We start from the raw sequence: 23589 nt of genomic DNA, 5'->3' as shown, positions 1-23589 counted from the left end.
TCACGATTCGCCGGAAACTCGATAATCTCCTCGGAACGCACAGTTGAGGTTCGTGCGGATAAGGTCAAGCGCGACTGACTTTGCCGTCGATATGAGACGTAGCTTCACGAGTCTCGCGTCCGCCGTCGAGCTTGCACGTCGACGATACACTGCCGTCCGTGAGTGAAAAACCCGTCTGAAACGTCATTCTCGCGAATGATGATAGAAGTTCCGCGACACGCGCCTGATCGGCCCACTTGTGCCATCCACAAGCAATTGCCGACCGACCGCTTCCACTAGGGCATGAGACACTCGCCGGCGAGACCTTGTTGGCTGCACACTCCCTACAATTCTGTTTGGCGTGGTAGTGAGATTGACCCGCTTCGACGGACGGATTTGCGGTTTCGATCGATGTGTGGTTGGCCTCCATTGATCGATGAGTCGCAGGTTGTCCACGGGCGGGCGGCGGGTCGCCTGTCACGACCATGACGCCGCCCGACGATGGGCAACCTGCATGTCGGAGCGCCCAGTTTTTTTATGTGCGACTCTTCGAATTCGAGCGGCGAATAGTAGCCGATGCTGCTATGTAAGCGACGCACGTTGTACCAGCCCTCGAGGAACCAGAAGAGACGACGTCGAGCCTGTTAATGGGTCGGAAAGTGTTCTCGCGACAGCAACTCCGCTTCGAGCGTGCCGAAGAATGATTCGCACATGGCGTTGTCGTAGGCGTCACCGGCCGTGCCCATCGACGGCTGCTCGCTCACCCTCTTTGGCCGGTCCTGACCAGCATGCCGGGAGTCGGCGTCAGGACCGCCGCCAGACTTCTCACCGAGGTCGCACACAAAGCATTTGCTTCGGCAGGTTACCTGGCGCTCAGGCTCATCCATCCGTGGCGAGCATCCGTCCAGGCGCGGCAACAAGGTGCTCAAACGCGCCTTGTTTCTATCTGCCTTCGCGGCCTTGAGAGACCCCGTCTCACGGGCTTATTACGCACGCAAGGTCCAGCAGGGAAAGCGACATAACCAGGCCCTCATCGCACTGGCACGGCGACGCTGCGACGTCCTGTTCGCCATGCTGCGCGACGGCTCCATTTACCAACCCAAGTCAGCCCCTAACGCTTGACGAAGGACATAGGGGCACCCCTCAGCGGGGTTTGCGCCGCTCGCTCCTCGTGGCCGGCACTTCAATGCGCGCCTGGCGCGCAATGATCTCGGGCAGCGGTAAGGGTTGTGCTTTCGGCACAATCGGCAATGGCTGCAAGCCCGTTTTGTTGGTCAGCCATCGCGTCCACGCACCAGCGCGCACGGGCGAATATACGCGCCGCCAGATACCATGTGCCGTTCGTCCACGACGCGACAGCGCCCTCGTTCGACGCGTTCGGCGACACGCCGGCCTGGCCGTTGAACGCATAGAGGAAGGTTGCGCCGAAACCCATGATGCGCGGCGTGGTCCACGTTGCCGCGTTGTTTGTGCGCACGAGCACCTGACTCGAACCCGGGCCGAGGTCGGCGTTGTAGCCGACACCCTTCGGCGTTTGCACCGCACTGCCCACGAGCCACGTGACGACCGAATTCGTCGTCACTTCGCCGAACGGGTCGACGAAGGGCGGCAGATTCGCGGTCGGCTGCAGGCCGAGGCGCACCACGCCCCAGCTTGCCGAATTGAGGCCAACCCACGCGGCGCGATCGAACAGCGTATTGCTGGTGCCGAACGTGCCGTTGTTCGCCATGAAGCCGTTTTCAAGATTGAATTCCGCCTTCAGGCCGCCACCGAGGTCTTCCCGGCCGAACAAGCCGAATTGCGACGTGTGAACGCCGCCGCTCTGCGTCTGCCAGCGCGAATTGCCGCTCACACTCTGGAAATTGAGGCCCATGTCGACGGCGCCATAGAGCGAAATGCCGGTCTGCTGGATAGCGGATGGCATCGACGGCCACTCGGACAGCACTCGCTGAAAATACGAGTCGGCCCAAGCCGTGTGAGAAAACAGCACCGCTGCTGCAGCACAAAACGGTCTTCTTATATTTCATGTGACTCCTCGTTGTCGGCATCGTTATGGGTAGAGTCTTGCCGCCGATCCGGCGCCGCACCAGTCAGCGATAGCACATTGCGAATGTCGGACTACAGGGAGTATTGCTCGACAAAAATGGCCCGGCAGGCGACACCGATCGGCAACGTCTGATCGTTGAAGTCATGGCCGGATTTGTCGATCATGCAACCGCCGTGGCCCTCGTGCCCGTTGCCGGGCGCGACGTTGCAACCGGGCACCGGCCTGGGCGTTCACGAACAGCCCTCGTCGTTCATCATGCGCCAGCGGCAACGGCACGATATTACCCGAGTCGATGACCGTGACGACGGCCGTGCGGGTGCGCTCGATTGCACACACGGACCGCCGTTGCCGAGGCTAGGACCGATTCGTCTATCGAATGTTTCGAATTGCTTATTTTCTGCTCGGGTGTGCGGCGCACGCGACCAGTCGGAACGAGTGGCGTCGGATGTGCTCTGCTATCTTCTGCCCACCATGCGCATCTGCACCTTGCCCGTTCTACAGTCGGGACACAGGCCGAATAGTACGAGGTGCCGTCCCGATACGTCGAAGTCGAGTTGATCCGCGACCGCCTGTTGACGCGCGTCGATCTCTTCGTCGAAGAACTCGCGGATGCCGCCGCATTCGGTACACACGATGTGATCGTGCGGCTTGCCGTCATTGAACTCGTAAACCAGGCAGCCTTCGCCGAGTGCAACGCTGCTCAACAACCCGCTGTCCACGAGCAGACCTAGCGCGCGATAAAGCGTCCCCAGGCTCATATTCGGCGTATCGCCATTCAGGCGCTTGTAGACCTGATCCGCGCTGAAATGCTCATGGGCGTGCTGATGAAAAAACTCCAGCACGAGGACACGCGGAAGCGTGGGCCGCAAGCCGGCCTGCTCGAGAATTCGATGAATGTTCATGGACATGATGGCAACGCGGCGCAGGCGATCGCGCCGTTGGAGAGGACTGTCGTCGCCGGTCGATGCGAAGAAAGGGGCGGGACGGTTATCGCCCGGCTCTCGCAGGACGAATGGAAAGAGGAGAGACTATGAGAGCTGCATCCTTAGGAGAACCTTAAGGTCGTTGTTGAGTTGCGGCGAATTTCGTTTTTATGCCATGGCTTCGCGCCAGGTGTTGCCATGAGAAATTCATTGGCTGCATGCGACGTGAAGAAGTTTTAGCTCCCGCCTGCAATGTGATGCGCGATCGCCAGATCGACCGGCCTATACCCGCTTTTGTTGACAGTTGTCCATGATGTTCGCGAGTTATCGCAATTCATGAAGCGGCAGCATTGCCGCGCTTGAGATGGAGTGCTGCAATATTCGCGATAATTTTAGGTATTCATTTTCCTGTCATACGCGATTCGACGACGAATTCGCGCGCCGGTTTGGAAACGCTCCGTTGCTATGGTTTGCCACGCAGTACCCCGAATTGCGTGAACATTTGCAGATCACGACAGCGAAGCCCGAAGTCTTAAATGACAATGCCCCCAGACACAAGACCAACCAACGCGCCAACAGCGCCACACACCGCGACAGCAAAGATAACCCACTCAGCCTTGGAAAACACACGCTGGCCACGCTCGCGTTTCGCCAGCACGTAAAGCACCGAACCCGGCGCATAGAGCAACGCCGACAGCATCAGAAATTTGGCGCCCCCCGCGAACAGCAGAAAGGCCGTATACAACGTCGCGAACGCCGCAATGAAATATTCCCTGCGTAACACGCGGCTCAAAGCACGGTCGCCATGTTGCTCGCTATGCTCGCGATCGTGACGCGCAGCCTTGATGCCATACGCGGCCACGAGAAAATACGGAATCAGCGCCATCGAACTCGTGAGATTGAGCATCAACGCGAATGCATCGGTCGACCAGTATGTGCTGATCACGAACATCTGCACGACGCTGCTGGTCAGCCAGATAGCGGCGACCGGCAGCTTGCGCTCGTTCTGCCGCGAGAAGATGCGCGGCATCGTCTCCATGCGCGCGGCGGCAAACAGCACCTCGGCACAGATCAGCGACCATGCGAGGTAAGCGCCGAGAATCGAAACGATCAGCCCCACACTGACAAACACCACACCGAATGGACCGAGCAGCGCACCGAGCACCGCGGCCATCGAGGGCTGGCGCATCAGCGCGATGTCGGCACGCGGCAATGTCGCGTAGGGCAGCAGCGTCACGAGAACCAGCAGGCACAATACCGCCGCGAAGCCCGAGACCGTGGCGGTGCCGACGTCGGCGCGCTTTCTCGCATAGCGCGAGTACACGCTCGCGCCCTCTATGCCGACAAAGACGAACACGGTAACGAGCATCGTGGCCCGCACCTGCGAGAAGAGTCCTGCTCCCAACTCGCCATGACCTTCCCAGAGATTCGCGCGGAACATATCGGCGCGGCACAAGACGATCAGAATGCCGATGAACAGCACGATCGGAATCACCTTCGCGACGGTGACGATCGTATTGATCATCGTCGCCTGCTGCACGCCGCGCAGCATCACGAGGTGAAACAGCCATATGCCCAGCGACGACACGATGATCGCAATCGCCGTATTGCCGTTGCCGAATGCGGGAACGAATGCACCGAGTGTCGACTTGATCAACACCCAGTAGGACACATTGCCGAAGCATCCCGCCATCCAGTAGCCGAATGCGGACAGAAAGCCCGCGTAGTCGCCGAAGCCCGCCCTTGCGTACGCGAACACGCCGGCATCGAGTTCGGGACGCCGCTCGGCCAGCGCCTGAAAAACGCGCGCCAGTGCATACATGCCGATGCCCGCCACGCACCACGCGATGATCGCGCCAGCCGGCCCGGTCGCCCGCGCAAAGTTGCGCGGCAGCGAGAAAATCCCCGCCCCCACCATGGAGCCGACGACCATCGCGGTCAATGCGGGCAACGACAGTTTCGTCTCAACCTGGGTTGTCATCGTCCACCATTCGGAGAAGCCGATTTCTTCCGGAAAAGGACTGACGTGGAATCAGCACGCACACGGTATATGCTTCTCGTTGTGCAATGCATCCATGTCACCCACTCCGCATGCGATGCAAACCATTCTCCCGATCAGGCAACCTGTGTCCTAGTCGGGAATGTCCTCGTCGTAGTGGTTAAAAGTTCGCTTCAAAGAGGCTTCGACATGCAGGTTTCGCCGAGCGAACCTGAGTAGCCCAAACCATCATCGCAGCCATAATAAATTATCTTTACCGATATGGCATCACTCAACTTTTAGTGAATTGTTCTTTCATGCGCAGCGAGTGGTCCATTTCATTACGTCAGGTACGCATGAATTTGACAACTAATTCATATTTACCATGCTCAATAACGATTAATTCCTCAATCTTTGGAGACACACCAGTTGCATGCATCGAACAGAGTGTTAAAGTGGCCCCTGCGTGCCACGTACATGTCCTTTGCTGCCGGCGAAACGAATAACGCCGCCATGATATGTCATCGGTAAATTTGAAACGCCACGGCACCGACTATGAGTCATAGCGCATGAGGCACGGTCAAAGAAACATATTTCAGGTAGGTATGTAATGTAATTAGTCGTCTTAACTGGTGGAGTTAAATGATGTCACGTACTATTCTTGGAATCACCTCTGCATTGCTCGTGTTCGGCGCGATCGCTTCAGGATCGGTATTTGCGCAGCAACCGGCCCAGCCCGATGCTGCCGCCCCGGCCGCCGCAGCGGCCAGTGCAACGCATAGCGACCCGATCGTTCAGAAACGGACGGAAGTGCGTCAGGCTAATCAGAAACAGCGCGCGGCGAATGCGCAGGCCCGCGCGAAAATGAGAGAACAGCGGCGTCAGGCCAGCGCCGAGCGCAATCAGTCTGTTCAGGAATCGCGCCAGCGCGCGACCGCCGCCATGTCGGCGTCGACGCCTCAATAACAGGAAGCGCCACTCAAAACAACGGCCGAATGGAAAGCCGTCATCGTGACTTCACGGTGACGGCTTTTTACTTTGCGCATCAATCAGGAACGGGCGACCTGAACAGAACTTTTCCGCCCTGGTTTCAGCTGGAAAATTCCGGTTTCAATACGTTCCGCGTTGTCGGCACGAAATGAATCGACGATCCGCGGTAAGTAAGCTGATGATGCGCGACAACGATCCGGCTTACGTGTGATTCAAGGATGTGTTGCCCGAATGCGCGCGCGAGGTTGAGGCGGGCAACCAAGCTCTCAACCCGGAATGAGACGCTCCGCCTTCAGGCGTCCGAAAAGATCGAAGAACGCATCTGGCGTGCCTTGATAATCCAGGAACCCTGCCTTGCGGCTCTTTGTCATGTCCGTCACGACTTCCATCGGACGTCCGAGATCGGCGTCCGTGTGCCACCATGAAGCCAGCCGGTCGATGTTCTGCTCTTTCAGTCCGTGCCAGTTCGCAATGTCGCGCCACTGGCGCGCCGCGTCCTGCATCCGGCCTTCGAGTGGCCGCACGGTACCGTCGAACGGTGCGGCTTCGATGCCGAAGTAATCGGCCAGTTGTCCCCACATCGTCTTCCAGCGAAACACATCGCCATTGACGACGTTGAAGTCCTCATTGCGCGCGGCCGTGCTCGTGGCGGCCCATTCAAGATGGCGGGCCAGAAGACGCGCATCGGTCATGTCCGTCAGCCCGTTCCACTGCGCCGCGGAGCCGGGAAAGACGAACGGTTGTCCGCTATGCCGGCACAGTGTTGCGTAGACGGCCAGCGTCTGCCCCATGTTCATGGCATTGCCCGGTGCAAACCCGATGATCGTGTGCGGGCGATGCACGCTCCAGGTGAAGCCGTCGCGGGCTGCTGCTTCGAAAAGCCGGTCTTCCTGCTCGTAGTAGAAATTTTCGACCGGCTGACGGCCCTGCACTTCGCGAAATGGCGTATCGGGGACAGCGCCGGATGCGTAGGCTTCGAACGGACCCAGATAGTGTTTGAGGCCCGTCACCAGTGCAGCGTGTTCGAGCTTCGTGGAGTGCGCGAGAGAACCGAGGACATGGCGAACCATCGCGCCGTTGACGCGAATGTTCTCCTTCTCGGTCGCCTGACGTGACCAGGCGGTGAAAAAGACATGGCTGACGTCGAGGCCCGCCGTCGCAGCGGCAACCGAATCGGCTGCGGTCAGGTCCGCGACGACAGGCACGCAGCCGGGCACGGCGGCACTGCGCCCGCGCGACAGTCCATAGACAGTCCAGCTGGTCGACAACAGGCGTTCCGCCAAGGCCCGCCCTACTACGCCGCTTGCGCCGACGATCAATGCTTTCTTGCTCATCTGTTTCTCCGGATTGGTGACCGGATGAGGGTACTTCAGACATGAATTCCTATCTCGGATAATATTTCATCATTTTCGAGAATTAATTTCATCAATTGACCACTTTCCCGAACGAACGTCTGAAAGGCATCGTGCCTTTTGTTTGTGCCGCCGATGCCGGCAGTTTCACCGCCGCCGCCCAGCAACTGAACCTGACGAGCTCGGCTGTGAGCAAAAGCATCGCTCGGCTCGAACAGCGGCTCGGTGTCGTGCTGTTCGAGCGGACAACGCGCAGCCTGTCACTCACCGATGCGGGACACGCGTTCTACGCCACATGCACGAACATCCTGGGCGAGCTTGCGGAGACGGAAGCCGTGCTCGCCGCGCAAAAGCGCGAGCCGGTCGGCACCGTGCGCATTGCCTTGCCGGCATCGTTCGGGCGGCTGTGTGTCGTGCCGGTATTGCTGCGGTTTGCCGCGCAGTATCCGGAGGTGCGGCCGCATCTGCTGTTCGCGGACCGTTTCGTCGACCTGGCCGACGAAGGCGTCGATCTGGCCGTGCGCATCGGTGGCCCGCAGGATCTGCCGTCATCGCTCGCACACCACGCCATGGGCCATGAAAGACTGATCTTCTGTGCGGCACCGGCCTATCTTGAACGGAACCGCGCGCCGCTGACGATCGACGATCTGGAAAGGCACGACTGCATCGTCTATGGACGGCCGGACGGCACGCAATCGGCATGGTCGTACGTTCAGGCGGACGGGCACATTGGCCAGCGCGTCGTTCGCTCCCGCATCGTGGCGGGAGACGCGGAGGCGCAACTCGCATTCGTACGGGCGGGACTCGGCATTGCGCAGCTCGCCACCTGGCTGGTGCGGGACGATCTGAAGGCTGGACGCGTGGTCGAAATCCTCGCGGACGCCGCCACCGACGGCTTACCGCTCAGCCTGATATGGCCGGTTGCGCGGCGACGCACACCGAAAATCGATGTGCTGGCGCAAACGCTCGAAGCTCATTTGCAGATTCGATGAGCGGGGGCTTCGAGTGTCCGCTGGACGGAGAGTGATTCTGTTTGTTGGCGATATGACGCGTCACTGCCCTGCTGCCCCGCTGCCGTGTTCGGCATCGCGCTCTCCATCCTGCGCGACGCGCACGTGGCACGGCGGCGATCACGAGTAGCGCGAGAGAATATGCGGCGGATACGCTAACGAGTACGCGCACGAAGCGTGCAGCCGAGTCTGGACGCGTGACGCAAATCGGCCTCGATGGATGTGACGCATTCGTCATCAGCGAGGCGACGGTCAGGATAGCGCTTCGTGTCGAGAAAGAGATCGTGACAAACCGGTGTCGTGCCGTACTGCGCTTTCCATTCGCGCCATTGGGCATAAAACGCATCGGACGCGTTGGGAATCATCTGCTCGCTTACGATTTCAATGCCACTGGCGCCGATTTTTGCCGCTTCGGCAATGTAGCCCTCGAGGTCGAGCTTGCGCAGGAAGCACTCATGCCGATCGCTGTAAAGGCGGATTCCGCGTTGGATGCGGGTGGATTTTGACATGCTGTCACCGTCATTGTGGTGAGAGCGTGAGACGGATTATTCGGGTGTCGGTCCGCAAATAAAATTGATAGTTTTTGCGCGCGTACTACTGAATTTCGTGATCCCGGTTATGGGTGCGGAACGGTGGGAGTTCGTTGGATGGAGCGTTGACGTTCGCTACAAATTACGTATTGAATGCTACGGCTCGTCGATACTTTCTTAGATATTTCCGATATACATCCCATCCGGCGAGAACAACTCTCGTTTCGCTTGGCAAACGCCCTTTTTTCGTGAAACATAATTCATAATTTCTAAAAACAGCTTATAAAACAGTGAGTTGCTTGGTTTTCCCGCCGTTTTATATTGTTTCACGATGCGGCTACACGCTAAATTGGCTCGGGAATCACAAACTTGTGCATATATTGTCGAAATTGGTATTGCTTTGCGCAATTTAACTGCTTGTGGCTGGTCAATTGATATAGCCCCTAATTATATTACCTCCCTTCCCTGTTGTTCGCTCGCCTGACACGTGGGTTTCGGTAAGGATGCTGTCGCGTGGTGTCCGTGGATAAAGCGATATGTTCCCACGCCTATACCGATCGGCTTGAGAATGATGAGATGGCGATTCGCTAGGAAAACCGCCGGATCGCTGCGCTGTTATCTTTACCGTAACCCTCTTACGGCTGCTGATCGCCGACAGGCATTGACCCTAGCTCTGCGGAGTTCAGAACGGGAAGTAAATCGCGATAGCATGCCGGGTAGTGCTGCGGGACTACGCTGTTGCAGTCATGAAGCTAGCGTCTGTTTGCACCAAGTCTCGTGTAGGCAGGACCTGGCCTAAGAACATCTACGATCCCCATATGGCCTTCGTAGAGGAAGAAGAGTCGGCTTCGCTGCATCAGGATCAAGACGTAAATCCTGTTCCTGTCGGACCTGTAAAAGGCTATCTATCAGGCTGTTGCCATTGATGCTAGCCCGCCATTGTTCTTGGCAGCTTTGAAATTTCCCCTCATGGGTTGAGCCGGCTTCCCCTGACAAGGGAGGATTTTTGGCACCTCGATAGCGCATTTGCCGACCCTACGGTAAGCCAGCGAACTCTTCCGTGAATATCGATTCAGGACGTTCTCTACTGATTGGACGTTCCAGCCTCCATGCTGGCTTGATCGTCGCTCTCCAGACCAGTAGGCCAAACTCCACGTGATCCGCGGATCGTTCACGCCGGCGCCGTAATCGTTAGAGACAACTGAATCTGCGCCTCATTATTAGTCGAACCAGACAGGCCCTCTGCGACGGGTCCATTTCCCAGAGCACAACCCAATATAAGGAAGATGGCCAATGTTTATACGCGCCAAAGCCATGTAGTGAAATCGGTCCTCAAGGTGCACACGGCAATGGAGCGAGGCCGATGACAGAAGGTCAGCAGACCGTTTTTGCTGCACGCCGTCAATGACACGGCAAACGGAGGACGCGAGAAAAACTCCATGCGACTTTTTGTGCGAGCCTGATCGTTGTGATGGCCGTCGAGAACGAGCCTCTCAAGGGAAACAGGGCGTAAGTAGAGATCGGACCACGCAGCAAATATTTCGGCAGACTGCAGTAGCGGGTATCTGAGCTGGAATACCCAGACCCCGCATTCTGCTTCTCCCCGTAGAAATGTCAGCGCATACGGCGGCACCAATGAGCCGACGCAATACCTTCAAGTAACTCCTTACGCACGGAGTTCACTCTCGCGTCAACAAGTGGGGTTTATTCGACGAACGGCTACCAACTTATCTGTTCGACGCGCCCACCCTCGGGCCACGTTATGTTTAGGAGATATCGCCCGATACCGAGCAGCCGGATGAGAAAGAACACGAGCGGACGAGATAAGCAACAAAGTGACCGTTCCACACGCCGCTTCTAAATACGCGCTCACCATCTCATCTTCGATGGGACAGCCAATGGCCTCGTCCAACTGCATCAACGGATCGAGAAAGGCGCCGAGGCTCGGATCATCGCCGGCAAACACGAGATCACCCAGATGCCAAGCGAGGGAACGGTGAATCTCGCTTTGAGTGTCGATCGAATACTTCCCTCCCGTCCCAGCAAGCGAAGTGGTGATAAAAAATCGAGATCAAATATCTTTCTGAACGGCCGTTCCAACCGAGCGATCCCTGAGCGGCCAACGCCCGTTGAGAACCGGCTGCCCACCCCAAAGCGAGACAAAGAGAGTCGCAATCAAACAGACCAGCAGATCGCCTTTTCCCCTCGCGCAACCCTGACAACACAGGCGTCACTCGGCCAGCCACCCAAAGTGTCTAGACTCTAGACACTCTCCATCCCGCCAGAACAACCCGCCCGCCACCAACAAAAAAGCCCGCACGAGGCGGGCTTCTCTCTTACAAACCAACGATTAGTCAATTCGTCTTGGGCTGCGCATGAAACATCTGCCCGATAAGCTGACGTATCTGAATCTCCTGCGCCTCGGTAATCACTCCGGTCTTGATCTTGATCGTAAAGTTGCTGATGTCCTTCGTGATACTTCCTGCGTGCTCCCGTCCCGAGAAAAACTTTTCGATGCTGCGTCCGCTCGCTCCGCCTGACGTCGTCTGTCTCGTGGCCAGCGCCACAATGGCCGAGGCGATCTTGCCCTGATCCATTTCGCCTCTCACCAGCAGCGGCCAAATTTCACGCGCGGCCTTGATGCCATCCTCGCCGTGTTTTTTGATCGCCGCGGCAATCGCCTGTGCCGCAGTTCCACCAAGAAGCCGCGGCTGGATATCCAGATCCTTTTTGATAAAGTCCGGAAGATTGTCGAACGCAAGAAATTGGTAAAGCCCTGCACGAGACAAACCCATCGCCTCCGCCAGTCGCTTCCGGTTCGGAAACTCCGTCTCCGATCTGCGGATAGCAACCCCGATCTCGTAATCGGCCAGATCGTCCCGGCTGATATTTTCGACCATCGCCAGAACGGCCATATCCGAGTCGGAGCAGTCCGCCACCACCGCCTTGATCGTATCGAGTCCGAGCATCTTGTGTGCTCGCCAACGCCGCTCACCAGCAACAATCTGATAATCGTCGGCGACACGACGCACAACGATCGGCTGCATGAGTCCAACCTCACGGATGGACTCGGCGAGTTCCGCAAGCTTGGCTTCGTTGAACACCCGCCGAGGCTGCCAGGGATTGGGCAAAATTCCCGCCACCGCCAACTGCGATGCAACACCGGTTGCCTCCAGCTCCTGTACCCGAAGCTGCGCAACGGCTAGCGCGCCCGCGAGGCCGGGCGCTGTCTGCGTGCGATTGCTGCGCTTCACCTCGTCCTCATTGATGGCCGAGGTCTTGCGAATGCCGGACGTCTTGGCCAGCAACTGTTCTCGCATATTACTCATTGCGCGTTCCTCCATTTTTCCGAATAGATTTCGTCGATCCATCGGCAATAGTCAACCAGCGGCTGCCGTACACGCTGCAGCGACTTGGCTGCGCTGTGGGTGCTGCTGATGTCAAAGACCGTCGAGAACGCCAGCGCGCCCGTACTCATCACCGAGCTCGCCGGCACTTCAATCGAGTGCAGCCAGTTTTCGTATGCGCTCTGTGCCCACGCACGCACGATGGGCGCCGACGAGTTTCGCCCGTAATCGACCCTCGAAAGCACCAGCGAGACGAAGTCGTATTTCTTGTCCTTCTCGTACTTGATGAAGCTCTTCGACACGTCCGAGAAGAGTCTCCAGAACGACAGCGAACTGATGAAGTCGAGGTTCTCCGGCACCATCGGCATCACCATTGCATCCGCCGCCATGAGTGCATTCAGATTGAGGTATGACAGCGACGGCGATGTGTCCATCAGAATGTAGTCGTACTTCTTCCGTAGCGGTTCGAGGCCCTGGCGAAGGACTGTCCAAAACCGGAAACCCGGCCTCACCTTTTGCATTGCCGGCAAATGAAACTCAGCACCGATCAGCTCCGTGTGCGCCGGAATGACATCGATGCCATCCCAGTAAGTCGACTGCACCCGGCCTTCGAGACCCCCTTCGATATCCTGGTCATAGACGTACGGCAGCACCGTATCTTCCGGTGTCACATCTTTTTCCGCATACAGTCCGCACAGTTCCGACAGTGACGCCTGCGGATCGAGGTCGACCACAAGTACCTTGCGGCCGCGCAACGATAGGCCTTGAGCGAGGCACATGGTCGTTGTCGTCTTCGCGGACCCACCTTTGAGCTGAGCGGTAATGATGATCTTTCCGTCCGGCTCCTTCACGCGGGTGACGAGCGGAGTCTGGTAGATATCAGAAATTTTCTGCACCCAGATGCGCGCTTCTTCGAGGGTGAACGTGCGGGTGCGACCGGTGCCGGCAGCGGTGCCCGAGGGCAATTCACCGTCGCCCTTGGTCGCAAGATATTGAACCTGCGAGTGAGAGATATTGCACATCTCGGCAATCTCACCCGTCTTGAAAACAGGAGCCGTCTTTCGCGGACGCGGAGCCAGAATCGTGTCACGCAGCTCATTGGTAAAAATCGTGACCTTTTCCGCAAACTGGCTGATCTGCTCAAAGTGAACGGTTCGGTCTACGGCAGGAAGTTGGCTCGTTCTGACCATTCTGAGGTTTTCCCATAAAATTCTAGAAACCTCAGAATACAGGAAATGCTTGAAAATAGCTTTTTAAATTACTGTTTTTATGCAGATTTTTCGCACTTCGACACACTTCAGAGCCCAATTTCGGAGGCGATCGCGCTCTTGCTCGCTAAACACGACTATTTGAGCGACCTCGGCGAGGCACAAATGACCTCACCTTTATCCGAAAAATCCCCGGAGCAAGTCTCAGCGTGCCTAAAAAATTGGCGTCTGGTGAGGTCATTTGTGCATTTTCTCATTTTCGCGTCTCACTGACGAACCCTTTACAGCACAACTGACCTCACCTTTCCTCGAAATTGCCGGGCGAAACGCGACCATACGGGATCAGAATCGCTTCGAAAGCCCCTACGCACAATCAACCTCACCTACATGGCCCTGAACTCAACGGCTAAGGAGCCGATCCATAACCAAACCAGGGTATTTCAATCTCACCCAGCAGCACAACAAACCTCACCATCACCCAAAATCGAGATTGCGCTTTCCAGACGCGCACAATCAACCTCACCTTGCTGCATTGCGTCATTTCTCTTTTCAGCTTTGCAAATCGCAGTTGGTGGGTTGTTTTTAAAACAAGAACGAACCAACAAACCAACAGGAAGTTTCAATGTCCAGTTAATTCAACTACTTAACTTCAGAAAGGTGAGGTGGGTTGTGCCAAAGGTGAGGTGGAATGTGCGTAAAGGTGCGGCCTGTTGTGCAGGAAGGTGAGGCTCTTTCCCCATCAAGGTGAGGCCCGGTGTGCATGACAGACGCTTGCCACTGCAAAGGTGAGGTGGGTTGTGCAAAGCCATCGGAATCGGCCAGAAGTGCTGTCATACAAGGCCTGGCTCCACAATGAGCCGCTCCGTCGGTGAGGTTGGTTGTGTCTCGGGTGAGATTCTGTGTGCTCATCCGCAGCACGAACTTCCTTGCCGCGAGGCCACGCCCTGATGGTGAGGTTCTGTGTGTTGACAGCTCACCACCACGTGCTAGAGTCCCGGAAGCGAAAAAAGTGGATGAAGAACATGACGGCGGACAATCCGGAAGGGGGCAAGTCGAAGGCCACCTCACGCCAGATGGCACTCGCGCTGTTCGAAGACATGTTCGACCAGGGGTTGCGCATCAACGAAGCCAATCGGGAGATCGGCTATCAGCGCAACGACTTCTTCACCGAAATCGTCAATATGGGGCTACCCGCGCGGCGCTTTCTCGACGCTGCGTATTTCATCGTCGCGCAGGAGCCCGAGGAGCGCGATCAGTACGACATCGAGCTTAACTATTTCAAGTGGCTGATGCGTTACGACAGCCGCAATCTCAAGCATTTACGCACGATTGCCGACGAAGCGCAGAACGCGAAAGTCCGCGTGACGAATACGCCGGCGGACCGCGATCCGAACGAGGACGATCTCTGGGTCCAGGTTCAACTTATCGGCATGGTCGGTTTTCATCGCGGGCGAATGCGTTTCGACGTCCATCCGCGGCTCGTGCCTCACATCCGCGATCCGCAGAAATCGCACTGGCTGAGTCTGCGTATTTCGACCGCGTTCACGCGCAGCCTCGCGCGCGCGATCTACGACAAAGTTTTGCCGTACGTGCCCGCGGGGCGTACGGACTGGATTCAGCTCGAAGAGATGCGCAATTGGCCCGGCAAAATGGGCGCGAACGCGGCTATCTTCAAGTACTTCAAGCGCGACTGGCTCGAGCCGGCGGTCCGTGAGATCAACGATGTATCGGACGTCGAACTTTCGTACGAGACGCGGACGGCGTCGACAACCTCGAAGAAAATCGATCGCATCCGCTTCCTGCTCAAGCGCAAGGACACGGCCGATGCCGTGCTCGCGAGCCTTGCCGATGCGAGTCATCTGTACAAGATTCTCACCGACGAATTCGGGCTATCGACCAAGCAGTTCACCGAGATTTCCGAGAATCGCGACGTGTGGACCGATGAGCGCATTCAGCAGGCGGTCGAATACACGCGCTTCAGAATCAAACGCGGCCAGGTCAAGAAGAGTCCGGCGGGCTATCTGATGCGCGCGCTGCGCGACAACTGGAAGATGTCCGACGCCGAGCGAACGATGGTCGACGTCCAGGCCAGACTGCTTGCCGATGAGACGCAGGAGCAGGAAGCCAGAACCGTGGCGAGGAAGTCGGTGGCGCACAGCATCGCCACGCGCGAAGAGGAAGTGCGCACGCGCATGAACGAAGATTCGCGCCAAGGCCGCGACCACTTCAGTGCCGCCGACGCAAAGACGCGCAAGGAACTGATGCACGCGTGGACGATGTCGCGCGAGGGCAAGCTGATGCTGCGTCGTATGAAGCTGGAACCGTCGACGGTGACGGAAGAGGCGATCTTCGCGAATACCGAACTGGTCTGGTATCTCGGTCAGTTCGTTTTTGGCCGGATGAATGCGGCCCGGGCTGCCGCGGCCTGACATCCGCCCCGCGTGAGCCATCAGCGATGCGGCGCTGACGATCGATAACCCGCGACCTGCGCGAGCGCCGCCCCTCTCTCTAGAACGATCCAACCAGCGTTCCGAGCACGATCACCACGACGAGCGCGAGCAGCGCGCCCAGAATCCCGACGATGACGATGTCGCGATAGCTTTCGCGATGTGTCGAGCCGCACACGGCAAGCAGCGTTACCACTGCGCCGTTGTGCGGCAGACTATCGAGCGTTCCCGACGAAATCACCGCGACCCGATGCAGCAGTGCAGGGTCGATGCCGTACTGACCGGCCAGTTGCAGATAGGTGCTGCCGAGCGCATCGAGTGCGATGGTCAGGCCGCCCGATGCCGAGCCCGTTAGCGCCGCCAGCAGATTCGTTGCAACGGCAAGCGAGACGAGCGGACCACCGCCGATGCCGAGCACCCATTCGCGCACGAGCGCGAACGCGGGCAGTGCGGCGATCACCGCACCGTAGCCGACCAGACTGCCGACGCTCAAGACCGGCAGCACTGACGCATTCGCGCCCGCGTCGATGGTCTCGCGCAAAGCGGGCAAGCGACGGCGATTGAGCAGAATGAGCGCGACGATCGCAACGGTGAGCGCGACGCATACGCCCCACACGCCACCGACGGCCGCAAGTGAGGTTTCGCCCCAGCGGGCGTCCGCGAGATAGTCGGCGTCGAGACGCGGCAACACGATCACGTTCATCACGAAGTTCGTGAGTACGACGAGCACGAGCGGCGTGATCGCGACACCAAACGACGGCTGATCTTCGCTGACGTGTCCGTGGCCGATTTCGCCGGGATCGAAGCTTTGCGATACGGTCGCGCGCTCGCGCACGAGGCTCGAATCGGCCGCGGGCTTCGCGGTGGGCGCAGCCGCCGCGTTCGAACCATCGAAGCCTTCGTTGGCCGCTCTCGCGCGCGACTGTTGCAAAGACAGCCACCAGAGCCCGAAGCCTGCCATCACGATACTCGCGATAATGCCGAGCCCCGGCGCCGAAAACGGCGTCGTGCCGAAGAACGGCATCGGGATCGCGTTCTGGATCGCAGGCGTGCCGGGCAGCGCGGACATCGTGAAGGTCGACGTGCCGAGCGCGATCGCGGCTGGCATCAGACGGCGCGGAATATTGGCGGCCTGGAAGAGGGCGGTCGCCATCGGTGCGATCACGAAGAAGGCGACGAAGAGACTCACGCCCCCATACGTGACGAGCGCGCCGCCCATCACGACGGCGAGAATCGCCCGATGCGCGCCGAGTTTGTCCGTCATGTAGCTCGCAATCGCCTTCACCGAGCCGCTGTCTTCCATGAGCTTGCCGAACAGCGCGCCGAGCAGGAACAGCGGGAAAAACTGCGCGAGAAACCGCGCGGCGCTGATCATGAAGGTTTGTGTCCAATGCGCGAGAATCGGCTCGCCCGAAATGGCGGCGGCCAGCATCGCGGCGAACGGCGCGAGCAGCAACACGGTCCAGCCGCGATACGCAAAGCCGATCAGCAGCGCGAGACTGGCGAGCATGCCGAACAGTCCGAGACCCACCGCGAGCGGTGACAGGGTAGTGACGTCCATGGTCAGACTCCGTCGAGCAACGCGTCGAGATCAAGTGAAGAGCGCACGCCGATCGAGTCGCCGTGCTCGTCGAGGAACGCTTGCGCGGCAAGCCGTCCTTCGTCGCGCAGCATCGTCAGGAAACTCCACTCGGCGTTCAGCTTCGACGAGTAGCCGAGTTCCGTCATCACGTCGCTCGAGATGCGGTGAATGCGCATCTTCGCCCAGTGGCGGCCTTCGTCGCTGCCGGCGTCCGCCGCGCGGCGCAGCAGCGCGATCATGCGCAGCTCCTTCATGAGCGGTGCGTTGAACGCGACTTCGTTCAGGCGGCTGATGATCTCGCGCGCGGTGCGCGGCGTTTCATCGCGCTCGATGGGATTCACCTGAATCAGCAGCGTGTCGCTCGACGTGCATTCGCGCACCAGCGGCGTGATCGTCGGATTGCCCGCGTAGCCGCCGTCCCAGTAGTCCTCGCCATCGATCCGCACCGCCTGGAACAGCGTCGGCAGACAGCCTGAGGCGAGCAGCACGTCCGGCGACAGGTCGGCGTTGCGGAACACGCGTGCCTGACCGGTGCGCACACGCGTCGCGGTGATGAAGAGCTTGATCGGTGCGTCGCGCAGATGGGCGAAGTCAATCGATTCTTCGAGAATCTTCTGCAGCGGATGGACGCCGCGCGGATTCATGTCGTATGGCGAGAACATGCGGGCCGCGAGATCCATCGCAATGAAAAGCGGCGAATAATCGAGCGTCCAGCGGCCCATCAGCACGTCGAACGGGCTGCGGCGAAATGGACTGAAGACTGCCGCCTCGGACACGCGTCGCCAGAACGCTTCGAGCGTGGCGCGTGCGCCAGCCGCGCCATCGAGTTGATAACCGCTCACGAGCACGGCGGCATTCATTGCGCCGGCCGACGTGCCCGAGATACCTTCGATCTGTAGCCAGGGTTCTTCGAGCAGACGGTCGAGGACGCCCCATGTAAAAGCACCGTGCGAGCCGCCGCCTTGCAATGCGAGGTCGATGCGAGCGGGTGCGCGATGAGTTGATCGAGCTTTCGTTGCAGCCAAGACGACTCCTTGTTGAGGAGTGCTCCATTTCACGAGCTGGCGCCGAATGTCCGGCGGGCGAAGGAATTGCTGGCTAAACTTGTGAACTTTTCAACGGCATGCAGCGTGTTTTAAATGCGAGCCGCCGCACTGCAACATCCGTATTGAAAGTGGGCGATGCTTAAAAGTCAAGCGTATTCGTTTTGATTCACTGGCATTACGCCCAATAGCGCTATTGTGATAATTGTTCACATGCCCGTGCGTAACGATCGTGTCTTGCGAGATCGATCGAATCCGCCAGCGCGATCCGTCATTCATTCGTGCTCGCCGGGTACCGCTGCGAGGCGAGGTCAAACGCGGAGTCCGCCGCAATCGGCAAGGTTTATTGCAATGTTATGTATCGGCTGAGTGCGCAGATACATTACGACATAATTCGACCGACGGGTCAGGCTATAACGCCAACATCGCCCGATCACGGAGAACACCATGAGCACCGAGCTGTTGCAAGGATCCTGCCATTGCGGGGCCGTCAAATTCGAAGTCCGTACCCCGATCGTTCCGGCTGGCCGCTGCAATTGCAGCCTGTGCCGCCGCAAGGGCGCGCTGATGACGCCACTCTTTCCCGCCGGCGAACTGAAGATTCTGAGCGGCGAAGAGTCGCTCACGCTTTACCAGTTCAACACGAAGGTCGCGAGGCACTATTTCTGCAAGCATTGCGGTATCTATCCGTTTCATCAGACGCGTAAAGACCCGAAACTGTGGCGCGTCAATATCGGCTGCCTCGACGGTGTCGATCCCTATGCGCTCGAAGCCAGCGTTGCGGATGGCGCGAGCCTTTCCGTGCTGGAGGGCGCGTGAAACGCTTCGTTGCCATCGCGGTGTTCGTCGCCGGCGGCCTTGCGGCCGAACTCGCACATCCGTTCAGGTGCTCGTTCATTCAGGCGAACGGTGTGCAGCTCAAGCGCCGCAAGAGATAATCTCGCGATGGAAAATCCCGACCACGTACTGATCGTCGACGACGACCGCGGCATCCGCGAACTGCTCGCCGGCTACCTCGAGAAAAACGGCATGCGCGTCTCGCTCGCGGCCAACGGCCGGCAGATGCGCGCCGCGCTCGATAACGGCGCGCCCGATCTGATCGTGCTCGATCTGATGATGCCCGGTGAAGACGGCCTCGTGCTGTGCCGCGAGTTGCGCGCCGGCAAGTTCAGCGCGGTGCCCGTGCTGATGCTGACCGCGCGCAACGAGGAAGCCGACCGCATCGTCGGCCTTGAAATGGGCGCCGACGATTACCTGTCCAAGCCGTTCGCCGCGCGCGAACTGCTCGCGCGGATTCGCTCGGTACTGCGCCGAACGCGCATGCTGCCGCCCGGCATGGAAGTGACCGAATCGGCGCCGATGCTGTGCTTTGGCGACTGGCGGCTCGATACGACCGCGCGCCATCTGCTCGACGCGGAAGGCACGATGGTCGCGTTGAGCGGCGCCGAGTACCGTCTGCTGCGCGTGTTTCTCGATCATCCGCAGCGCGTGCTCACGCGCGACCAGTTGCTGAACCTCACTCAGGGGCGCCAGGCCGATGCATTCGACCGCTCGATCGATCTGATGGTGAGCCGTCTGCGTCAACGGCTGCGCGATGGCGCACGCGAGCCGCGTTACATCAAGACGCTGCGCAGCGAAGGCTACGTGTTTTCGGCGGCGGTAACCGCGATCGGAGATCCGCAATGAGCAGGCCAGCGTGGCTGCACGGTCCGCGTACGCTGTTCGCGCGGCTGGCGCTGATCCTGTTCGTCGGTCTCGCGCTCGCACAGACGATGTCGTTCTGGCTCACGATGACCGAACGCGACCAGACGATGACCAATGTGATGATGGGCTACATCGAGCGCGAGGTCGCGAGCTCGGTCGCGCTGCTCGATCATCTGCCGCCCGGCGAGCGCGCGCAGTGGCTGCCGCGTCTCGCGCGGCGCAGCTACGAGTTCATGCTGGGGCCGGGCGTGCCCGGCGTGCCGGTCGATGCGAGCCTGTCGGCGCGCGTCGCGCAGTCGATCGGCGACGGCATCGGCAAGCGTTATCCGCTGAGCGTGAATGCGGTGCCGGGTGACCGCGAGCGTTTACAGGTTCATCTGCGGCTGAGCGACGGTATGCCGCTCACCATCGATCTGCGGCCGATGTCCGGTGCGCCGCTGTCGCGCTGGTTGCCGCTCGTACTGATATTGCAGCTGATCGTGCTTGCCGCGTGCTGCTGGCTCGCGGTGCGGCTCGCGACGCGTCCGCTGCATCAGCTTGCCGTGGCGGCCGATACGCTCGGCCCCGATCTGAAGGCCGAGCGTCTACCCGAAGAAGGGCCTTCGGAAGTGGCACGCGCCGCGCGCGCGTTCAATGCGATGCAGGATCGAATCGCAACCTATATGACCGAGCGCATGCAGATTCTCGCGGCGATCTCACACGATCTGCAAACGCCGATCACGCGCATGCGTCTGCGCCTCGACGTGATGGAGAACGAAGCGGAAGCGGGCAAGCTGCGCCAGGATCTGCAGGAGATGGAAGCGCTGGTGAAGGAGGGCGTCACCTATGCGCGCACGATGCACGGCACGAGCGAAGTGCCGCGTCGTATCGATCCCGATGCGCTGTTCGACAGCCTCGTTTGCGATTACGTCGATGCCGGTCAGGACGTGTCCTTGCAGGGCAGCTTCGGCCAGTCGCTGACATTGCGTCCGCAGGCATTGCGCCGCATCGTCGGCAATCTGGTCGATAACGCGCTGAAGTTCAGCGGCGCGGCGCAGATCGACATCGGCGCTTTGCACAACGGCGAGGCAACCGTCTCGGTGCTCGATCGCGGCCCGGGCATTCCGCCTGAATCGCTGGAGACCGTGTTCGAGCCGTTCTACCGGCTTGAGGGGTCGCGCAATCGTCAAACGGGCGGCACGGGGCTCGGTCTTGCCATTGCCCGGCAACTTGCGCTCGCCATGGATGCGACGCTCACATTGCATAACCGCGTCGGCGGTGGTCTCGAAGCGAGACTGACGTTGAGAAAATTATCCGGGACGTAAATCGGGCAGTGCAATAGCCGGAAAATCCACTGCGTACCCGATATGCATCATTACATTGTCGCCCGGACAGCATGGTTGTGAAATAGAAGCAAAAAAATGACATCGATTTTCAAATGGGCGATGGCAGTATTTATTGCACTGCAATCGATATTTGATTTCCGGGGTGGCTCGTGTTTTCCCTGGTGCGCGGAGCATATCTGTAAAAAATCGATGTGAATCGAGTTCACATTTTTAGGGTTTTATTCACTGGCCGCCATTGAATGCGAAGTGTTGCGCGACGCAACGCATGCATGGCCGGCGTCCATTCTCATGCCGCGTATCCCATACTTCGGAACAATCTATGCAGTTGATTTGACTCGATTTTTCGATCAGGCCGATGATCCCGCGCTTGAGCCGCAGCGCGATTACGATTTATCGATGGCAATGGCACAGGCATTCACGAAAATGCTATCAATTCACTCATCGGCATCAAGCATTGCCTCAATAATTTATTCACATTGCACAGCAGAAGCCTTATTCGCTCTGCCACTCAATTGACAAAAGCCAGCGGACGGACCATTCTTTTTCACGTGTGGCGGTTGCTGAGTAAAGTTGCCGATCCGGCCGCGATTGGCTGAGAGAAACGTTTCGTTCGAATCTGATTACCAACCTCGTTAAAAAGGTAACTAAAAAGGAATCCGAATGGCGTCCACTCCCCAAAAAATGTCGAGAATGCAGCTCACCGCCATGGTCGTGGGCGGCATGGTCGGTGCCGGGATTTTTTCCCTGCCGCGGACTTTCGCCAATGCCACGGGGCCGCTCGGCGCCGTCATTGCCTGGCTGATTGCCGGCACCGGCATGTATATGCTGGCGCGCGTGTTCCAGGCGCTCGCGGAACGAAAGCCCGAACTGGACGCCGGCGTGTTTGCCTATGCGAAAGCCGGCTTTGGCGACTACCCCGGCTTTCTCTCGGCATTCGGCTACTGGATCGGTAGCTGTATCGGCAACGTCTCCTACTGGGTGCTGATCAAGTCGACGCTCGGCGCATTCTTTCCCGTATTCGGCGAGGGCAATACCGCGGTGGCGATCGTCGTCGCATCGCTCGGCATCTGGCTATTCCATTTCATGATCCTGAAAGGGGTCCAGCAGGCCGCCTTTATCAACAGTATCGTGACGGTCGCCAAGGTCATTCCGATCCTCGTTTTCATCGTCATCCTGATCTTCGGCTTCAGGATGGATCTGTTTCAGGCGAACCTGTACGGCGGCGGGCTCGACGGCAATATCTTCGAGCAGGTGCGAGCGACGATGCTCGTTACCGTGTTCGTGTTCATCGGGATCGAAGGGGCGAGCGTTTATTCCCGTTATGCGAAGAAGCGCTCCGACGTCGGGCAGGCCACGATCCTCGGCTTTATCGTCGTGACTTCGCTGATGGTGCTCGTGACGATGCTGCCGTACGCGGTGCTGCAACGCGCGGACATCGCGGGCATGCGGCAGCCTTCGATGGCGGCGGTGCTCGAAGCGGTGGTCGGGCACTGGGGTGCGATCTTCGTGAGCGTGGGCCTGCTGGTTTCGGTGTTGGGCGCCTATCTTGCCTGGTCGCTGATCTGCGCCGAAGTGCTGTTCACGGCGGCACAGACCAAGGACATGCCCGCCGTTTTCGCGAAAGAGAATGCCAACAAGGTGCCGGCCAACGCGCTGTGGCTGACCAACATCGTGGTGCAGCTTCTCGTCATCAGCACGTACTTCTCGCGGGATGCGTTCGCGCTGATGCTCAACCTCACCAGTGCGATGTCGCTGATTCCCTATCTGTTCGTGGCCGCGTACGGGTTCATGATTTCGAATCGCGGCGAAGGCTACGACGTGCGCCCCGAAGAGCGCAAACGCGACCTCGTGATGGCGGCCATCGCCGTGATCTATACGGTCTTCATGATTTACGCGGGCGGGCTGAAATTCATTCTGCTGTCCGCCGTGCTGTATGCGCCGGGAACGGCGCTCTATATCTGGGCGAGGCGCGAGCAGAGCAAGGCCGTCTTCATTACTTCCGACTGGATCATCTTTATCGTCGTAGTCCTTGGCGCGCTCGTCGGCATCTATGGTCTTGCGAGCGGAACGATCACGATCTGACGGCATTCGATCGAACATGGCGGATCAACACTGGAATTCAGG

At 58.9% G+C, this 23589-nt stretch carries 19 protein-coding genes and 1 pseudogene; 10 read left to right on the top strand and 10 right to left on the bottom strand.

Annotated features, from left to right (window positions below; all coding sequences use genetic code 11):
* Positions 1 to 623: 623 nt before the first annotated feature.
* On the bottom strand, positions 624 to 743 hold the full coding sequence (locus F3J19_RS03470) for an integrase core domain-containing protein (RefSeq protein ID WP_167037664.1): 120 nt from the start codon (positions 741 to 743) through the stop codon (positions 624 to 626).
* Here F3J19_RS03470 and F3J19_RS03465 point away from each other — a divergent pair.
* Positions 732 to 1101: pseudogene (locus F3J19_RS03465) on the top strand (transposase); the annotation flags it as partial. The gene F3J19_RS03470 and the pseudogene F3J19_RS03465 overlap by 12 nt on opposite strands.
* A gap of 61 nt (positions 1102 to 1162) precedes the next feature.
* On the opposite strand, the gene F3J19_RS03460 reads toward F3J19_RS03465, so the two are convergent.
* The 3 genes from F3J19_RS03460 to F3J19_RS03450 form a co-directional block, all read right to left on the bottom strand.
* A complete protein-coding gene (locus F3J19_RS03460; RefSeq protein ID WP_345890998.1) occupies positions 1163 to 1969 on the bottom strand; it encodes a porin in 807 nt (268 codons plus the stop codon).
* Positions 1970 to 2481: 512 nt separating this feature from the next.
* Complete coding sequence (locus tag F3J19_RS03455) at positions 2482 to 2934, bottom strand: Fur family transcriptional regulator (protein WP_167037661.1); 453 nt, start codon at positions 2932 to 2934, stop codon at positions 2482 to 2484.
* Positions 2935 to 3481: 547 nt separating this feature from the next.
* A complete protein-coding gene (locus tag F3J19_RS03450; protein WP_167037659.1) occupies positions 3482 to 4930 on the bottom strand; it encodes a basic amino acid/polyamine antiporter in 1449 nt (482 codons plus the stop codon).
* A 681-nt stretch (positions 4931 to 5611) separates the two neighbouring features.
* On the opposite strand from F3J19_RS03450, the gene F3J19_RS03445 reads away from it, so the two are divergent.
* Positions 5612 to 5893 carry a hypothetical protein gene (locus F3J19_RS03445; protein WP_345889822.1) on the top strand — a complete coding sequence of 94 codons (282 nt, stop codon included), beginning with the start codon at positions 5612 to 5614 and terminating at the stop codon, positions 5891 to 5893.
* A gap of 290 nt (positions 5894 to 6183) precedes the next feature.
* Here the strand turns inward: F3J19_RS03445 and F3J19_RS03440 are convergent, their stop codons facing one another.
* Positions 6184 to 7251: an SDR family oxidoreductase gene (locus F3J19_RS03440; protein ID WP_167037657.1), complete on the bottom strand. Its 1068-nt coding sequence runs from the start codon at positions 7249 to 7251 to the stop codon at positions 6184 to 6186.
* A 95-nt stretch (positions 7252 to 7346) separates the two neighbouring features.
* On the opposite strand from F3J19_RS03440, the gene F3J19_RS03435 reads away from it, so the two are divergent.
* Positions 7347 to 8261 (top strand): LysR family transcriptional regulator, encoded by a 915-nt coding sequence (locus F3J19_RS03435; protein ID WP_167037654.1) that lies wholly within the window; start codon positions 7347 to 7349, stop codon positions 8259 to 8261.
* 173 nt (positions 8262 to 8434) lie between these two features.
* Here F3J19_RS03435 and F3J19_RS03430 read toward each other — a convergent pair whose 3' ends face one another.
* The 3 genes from F3J19_RS03430 to F3J19_RS03420 all read right to left on the bottom strand — a co-directional run bounded on the left by F3J19_RS03430 (position 8435) and on the right by F3J19_RS03420 (position 13346).
* Positions 8435 to 8788 (bottom strand): hypothetical protein, encoded by a 354-nt coding sequence (locus F3J19_RS03430; protein WP_167037651.1) that lies wholly within the window; start codon positions 8786 to 8788, stop codon positions 8435 to 8437.
* Between the two features lie 2375 nt (positions 8789 to 11163).
* Positions 11164 to 12138 carry a ParB/RepB/Spo0J family partition protein gene (locus F3J19_RS03425; RefSeq protein ID WP_167037646.1) on the bottom strand — a complete coding sequence of 325 codons (975 nt, stop codon included), beginning with the start codon at positions 12136 to 12138 and terminating at the stop codon, positions 11164 to 11166.
* The gene (locus tag F3J19_RS03420; RefSeq protein WP_167037642.1) at positions 12135 to 13346 is read right to left on the bottom strand and encodes an AAA family ATPase; all 1212 of its coding nucleotides are present in this window, start codon (positions 13344 to 13346) and stop codon (positions 12135 to 12137) included. The genes F3J19_RS03425 and F3J19_RS03420 overlap by 4 nt, the downstream gene beginning before the upstream one ends.
* 1040 nt (positions 13347 to 14386) lie before the next feature.
* On the opposite strand from F3J19_RS03420, the gene F3J19_RS03415 reads away from it, so the two are divergent.
* Positions 14387 to 15793, top strand: a complete 1407-nt coding sequence (locus tag F3J19_RS03415) for a replication initiation protein (protein WP_167038007.1) — start codon at positions 14387 to 14389, stop codon at positions 15791 to 15793.
* A gap of 79 nt (positions 15794 to 15872) precedes the next feature.
* On the opposite strand, the gene F3J19_RS03410 is transcribed toward F3J19_RS03415, so the two are convergent.
* Both F3J19_RS03410 and F3J19_RS03405 read right to left on the bottom strand, forming a co-directional pair.
* Positions 15873 to 17372 (bottom strand): GntP family permease, encoded by a 1500-nt coding sequence (locus tag F3J19_RS03410; protein WP_167037639.1) that lies wholly within the window; start codon positions 17370 to 17372, stop codon positions 15873 to 15875.
* 2 nt (positions 17373 to 17374) lie between these two features.
* Entirely contained in the window at positions 17375 to 18418 is a 1044-nt protein-coding gene (locus F3J19_RS03405; protein WP_205192517.1) for a patatin-like phospholipase family protein, read from the bottom strand.
* A gap of 465 nt (positions 18419 to 18883) precedes the next feature.
* Between F3J19_RS03405 and F3J19_RS03400 the strand changes: the two genes are divergently transcribed.
* The 6 genes from F3J19_RS03400 to F3J19_RS03380 all read left to right on the top strand — a co-directional run bounded on the left by F3J19_RS03400 (position 18884) and on the right by F3J19_RS03380 (position 23547).
* Positions 18884 to 19255 carry a GFA family protein gene (locus F3J19_RS03400; protein ID WP_167037636.1) on the top strand — a complete coding sequence of 124 codons (372 nt, stop codon included), beginning with the start codon at positions 18884 to 18886 and terminating at the stop codon, positions 19253 to 19255.
* Complete coding sequence (locus F3J19_RS32940) at positions 19252 to 19374, top strand: hypothetical protein (protein ID WP_345889821.1); 123 nt, start codon at positions 19252 to 19254, stop codon at positions 19372 to 19374. Before F3J19_RS03400 ends, F3J19_RS32940 begins: the two co-directional genes overlap by 4 nt.
* 7 nt (positions 19375 to 19381) lie before the next feature.
* The gene (locus F3J19_RS03395; protein ID WP_167037634.1) at positions 19382 to 20122 is read left to right on the top strand and encodes a response regulator; all 741 of its coding nucleotides are present in this window, start codon (positions 19382 to 19384) and stop codon (positions 20120 to 20122) included.
* Positions 20119 to 21444: a HAMP domain-containing sensor histidine kinase gene (locus tag F3J19_RS03390; RefSeq protein ID WP_167037631.1), complete on the top strand. Its 1326-nt coding sequence runs from the start codon at positions 20119 to 20121 to the stop codon at positions 21442 to 21444. The genes F3J19_RS03395 and F3J19_RS03390 overlap by 4 nt, the downstream gene beginning before the upstream one ends.
* Before the next feature lie 309 nt (positions 21445 to 21753).
* Positions 21754 to 21981 (top strand): hypothetical protein, encoded by a 228-nt coding sequence (locus F3J19_RS03385; protein ID WP_167037628.1) that lies wholly within the window; start codon positions 21754 to 21756, stop codon positions 21979 to 21981.
* Between the two features lie 144 nt (positions 21982 to 22125).
* Positions 22126 to 23547, top strand: coding sequence for a basic amino acid/polyamine antiporter (locus F3J19_RS03380; protein WP_167037626.1), 1422 nt, complete (start codon positions 22126 to 22128; stop codon positions 23545 to 23547).
* Positions 23548 to 23589 lie beyond the last annotated feature (42 nt).

Source organism: Burkholderia sp. Ax-1724, assembly GCF_011752995.1.
Classification (GTDB): Bacteria; Pseudomonadota; Gammaproteobacteria; order Burkholderiales; family Burkholderiaceae; genus Paraburkholderia.
This window is presented reverse-complemented; position numbering and strand designations above follow the sequence as displayed.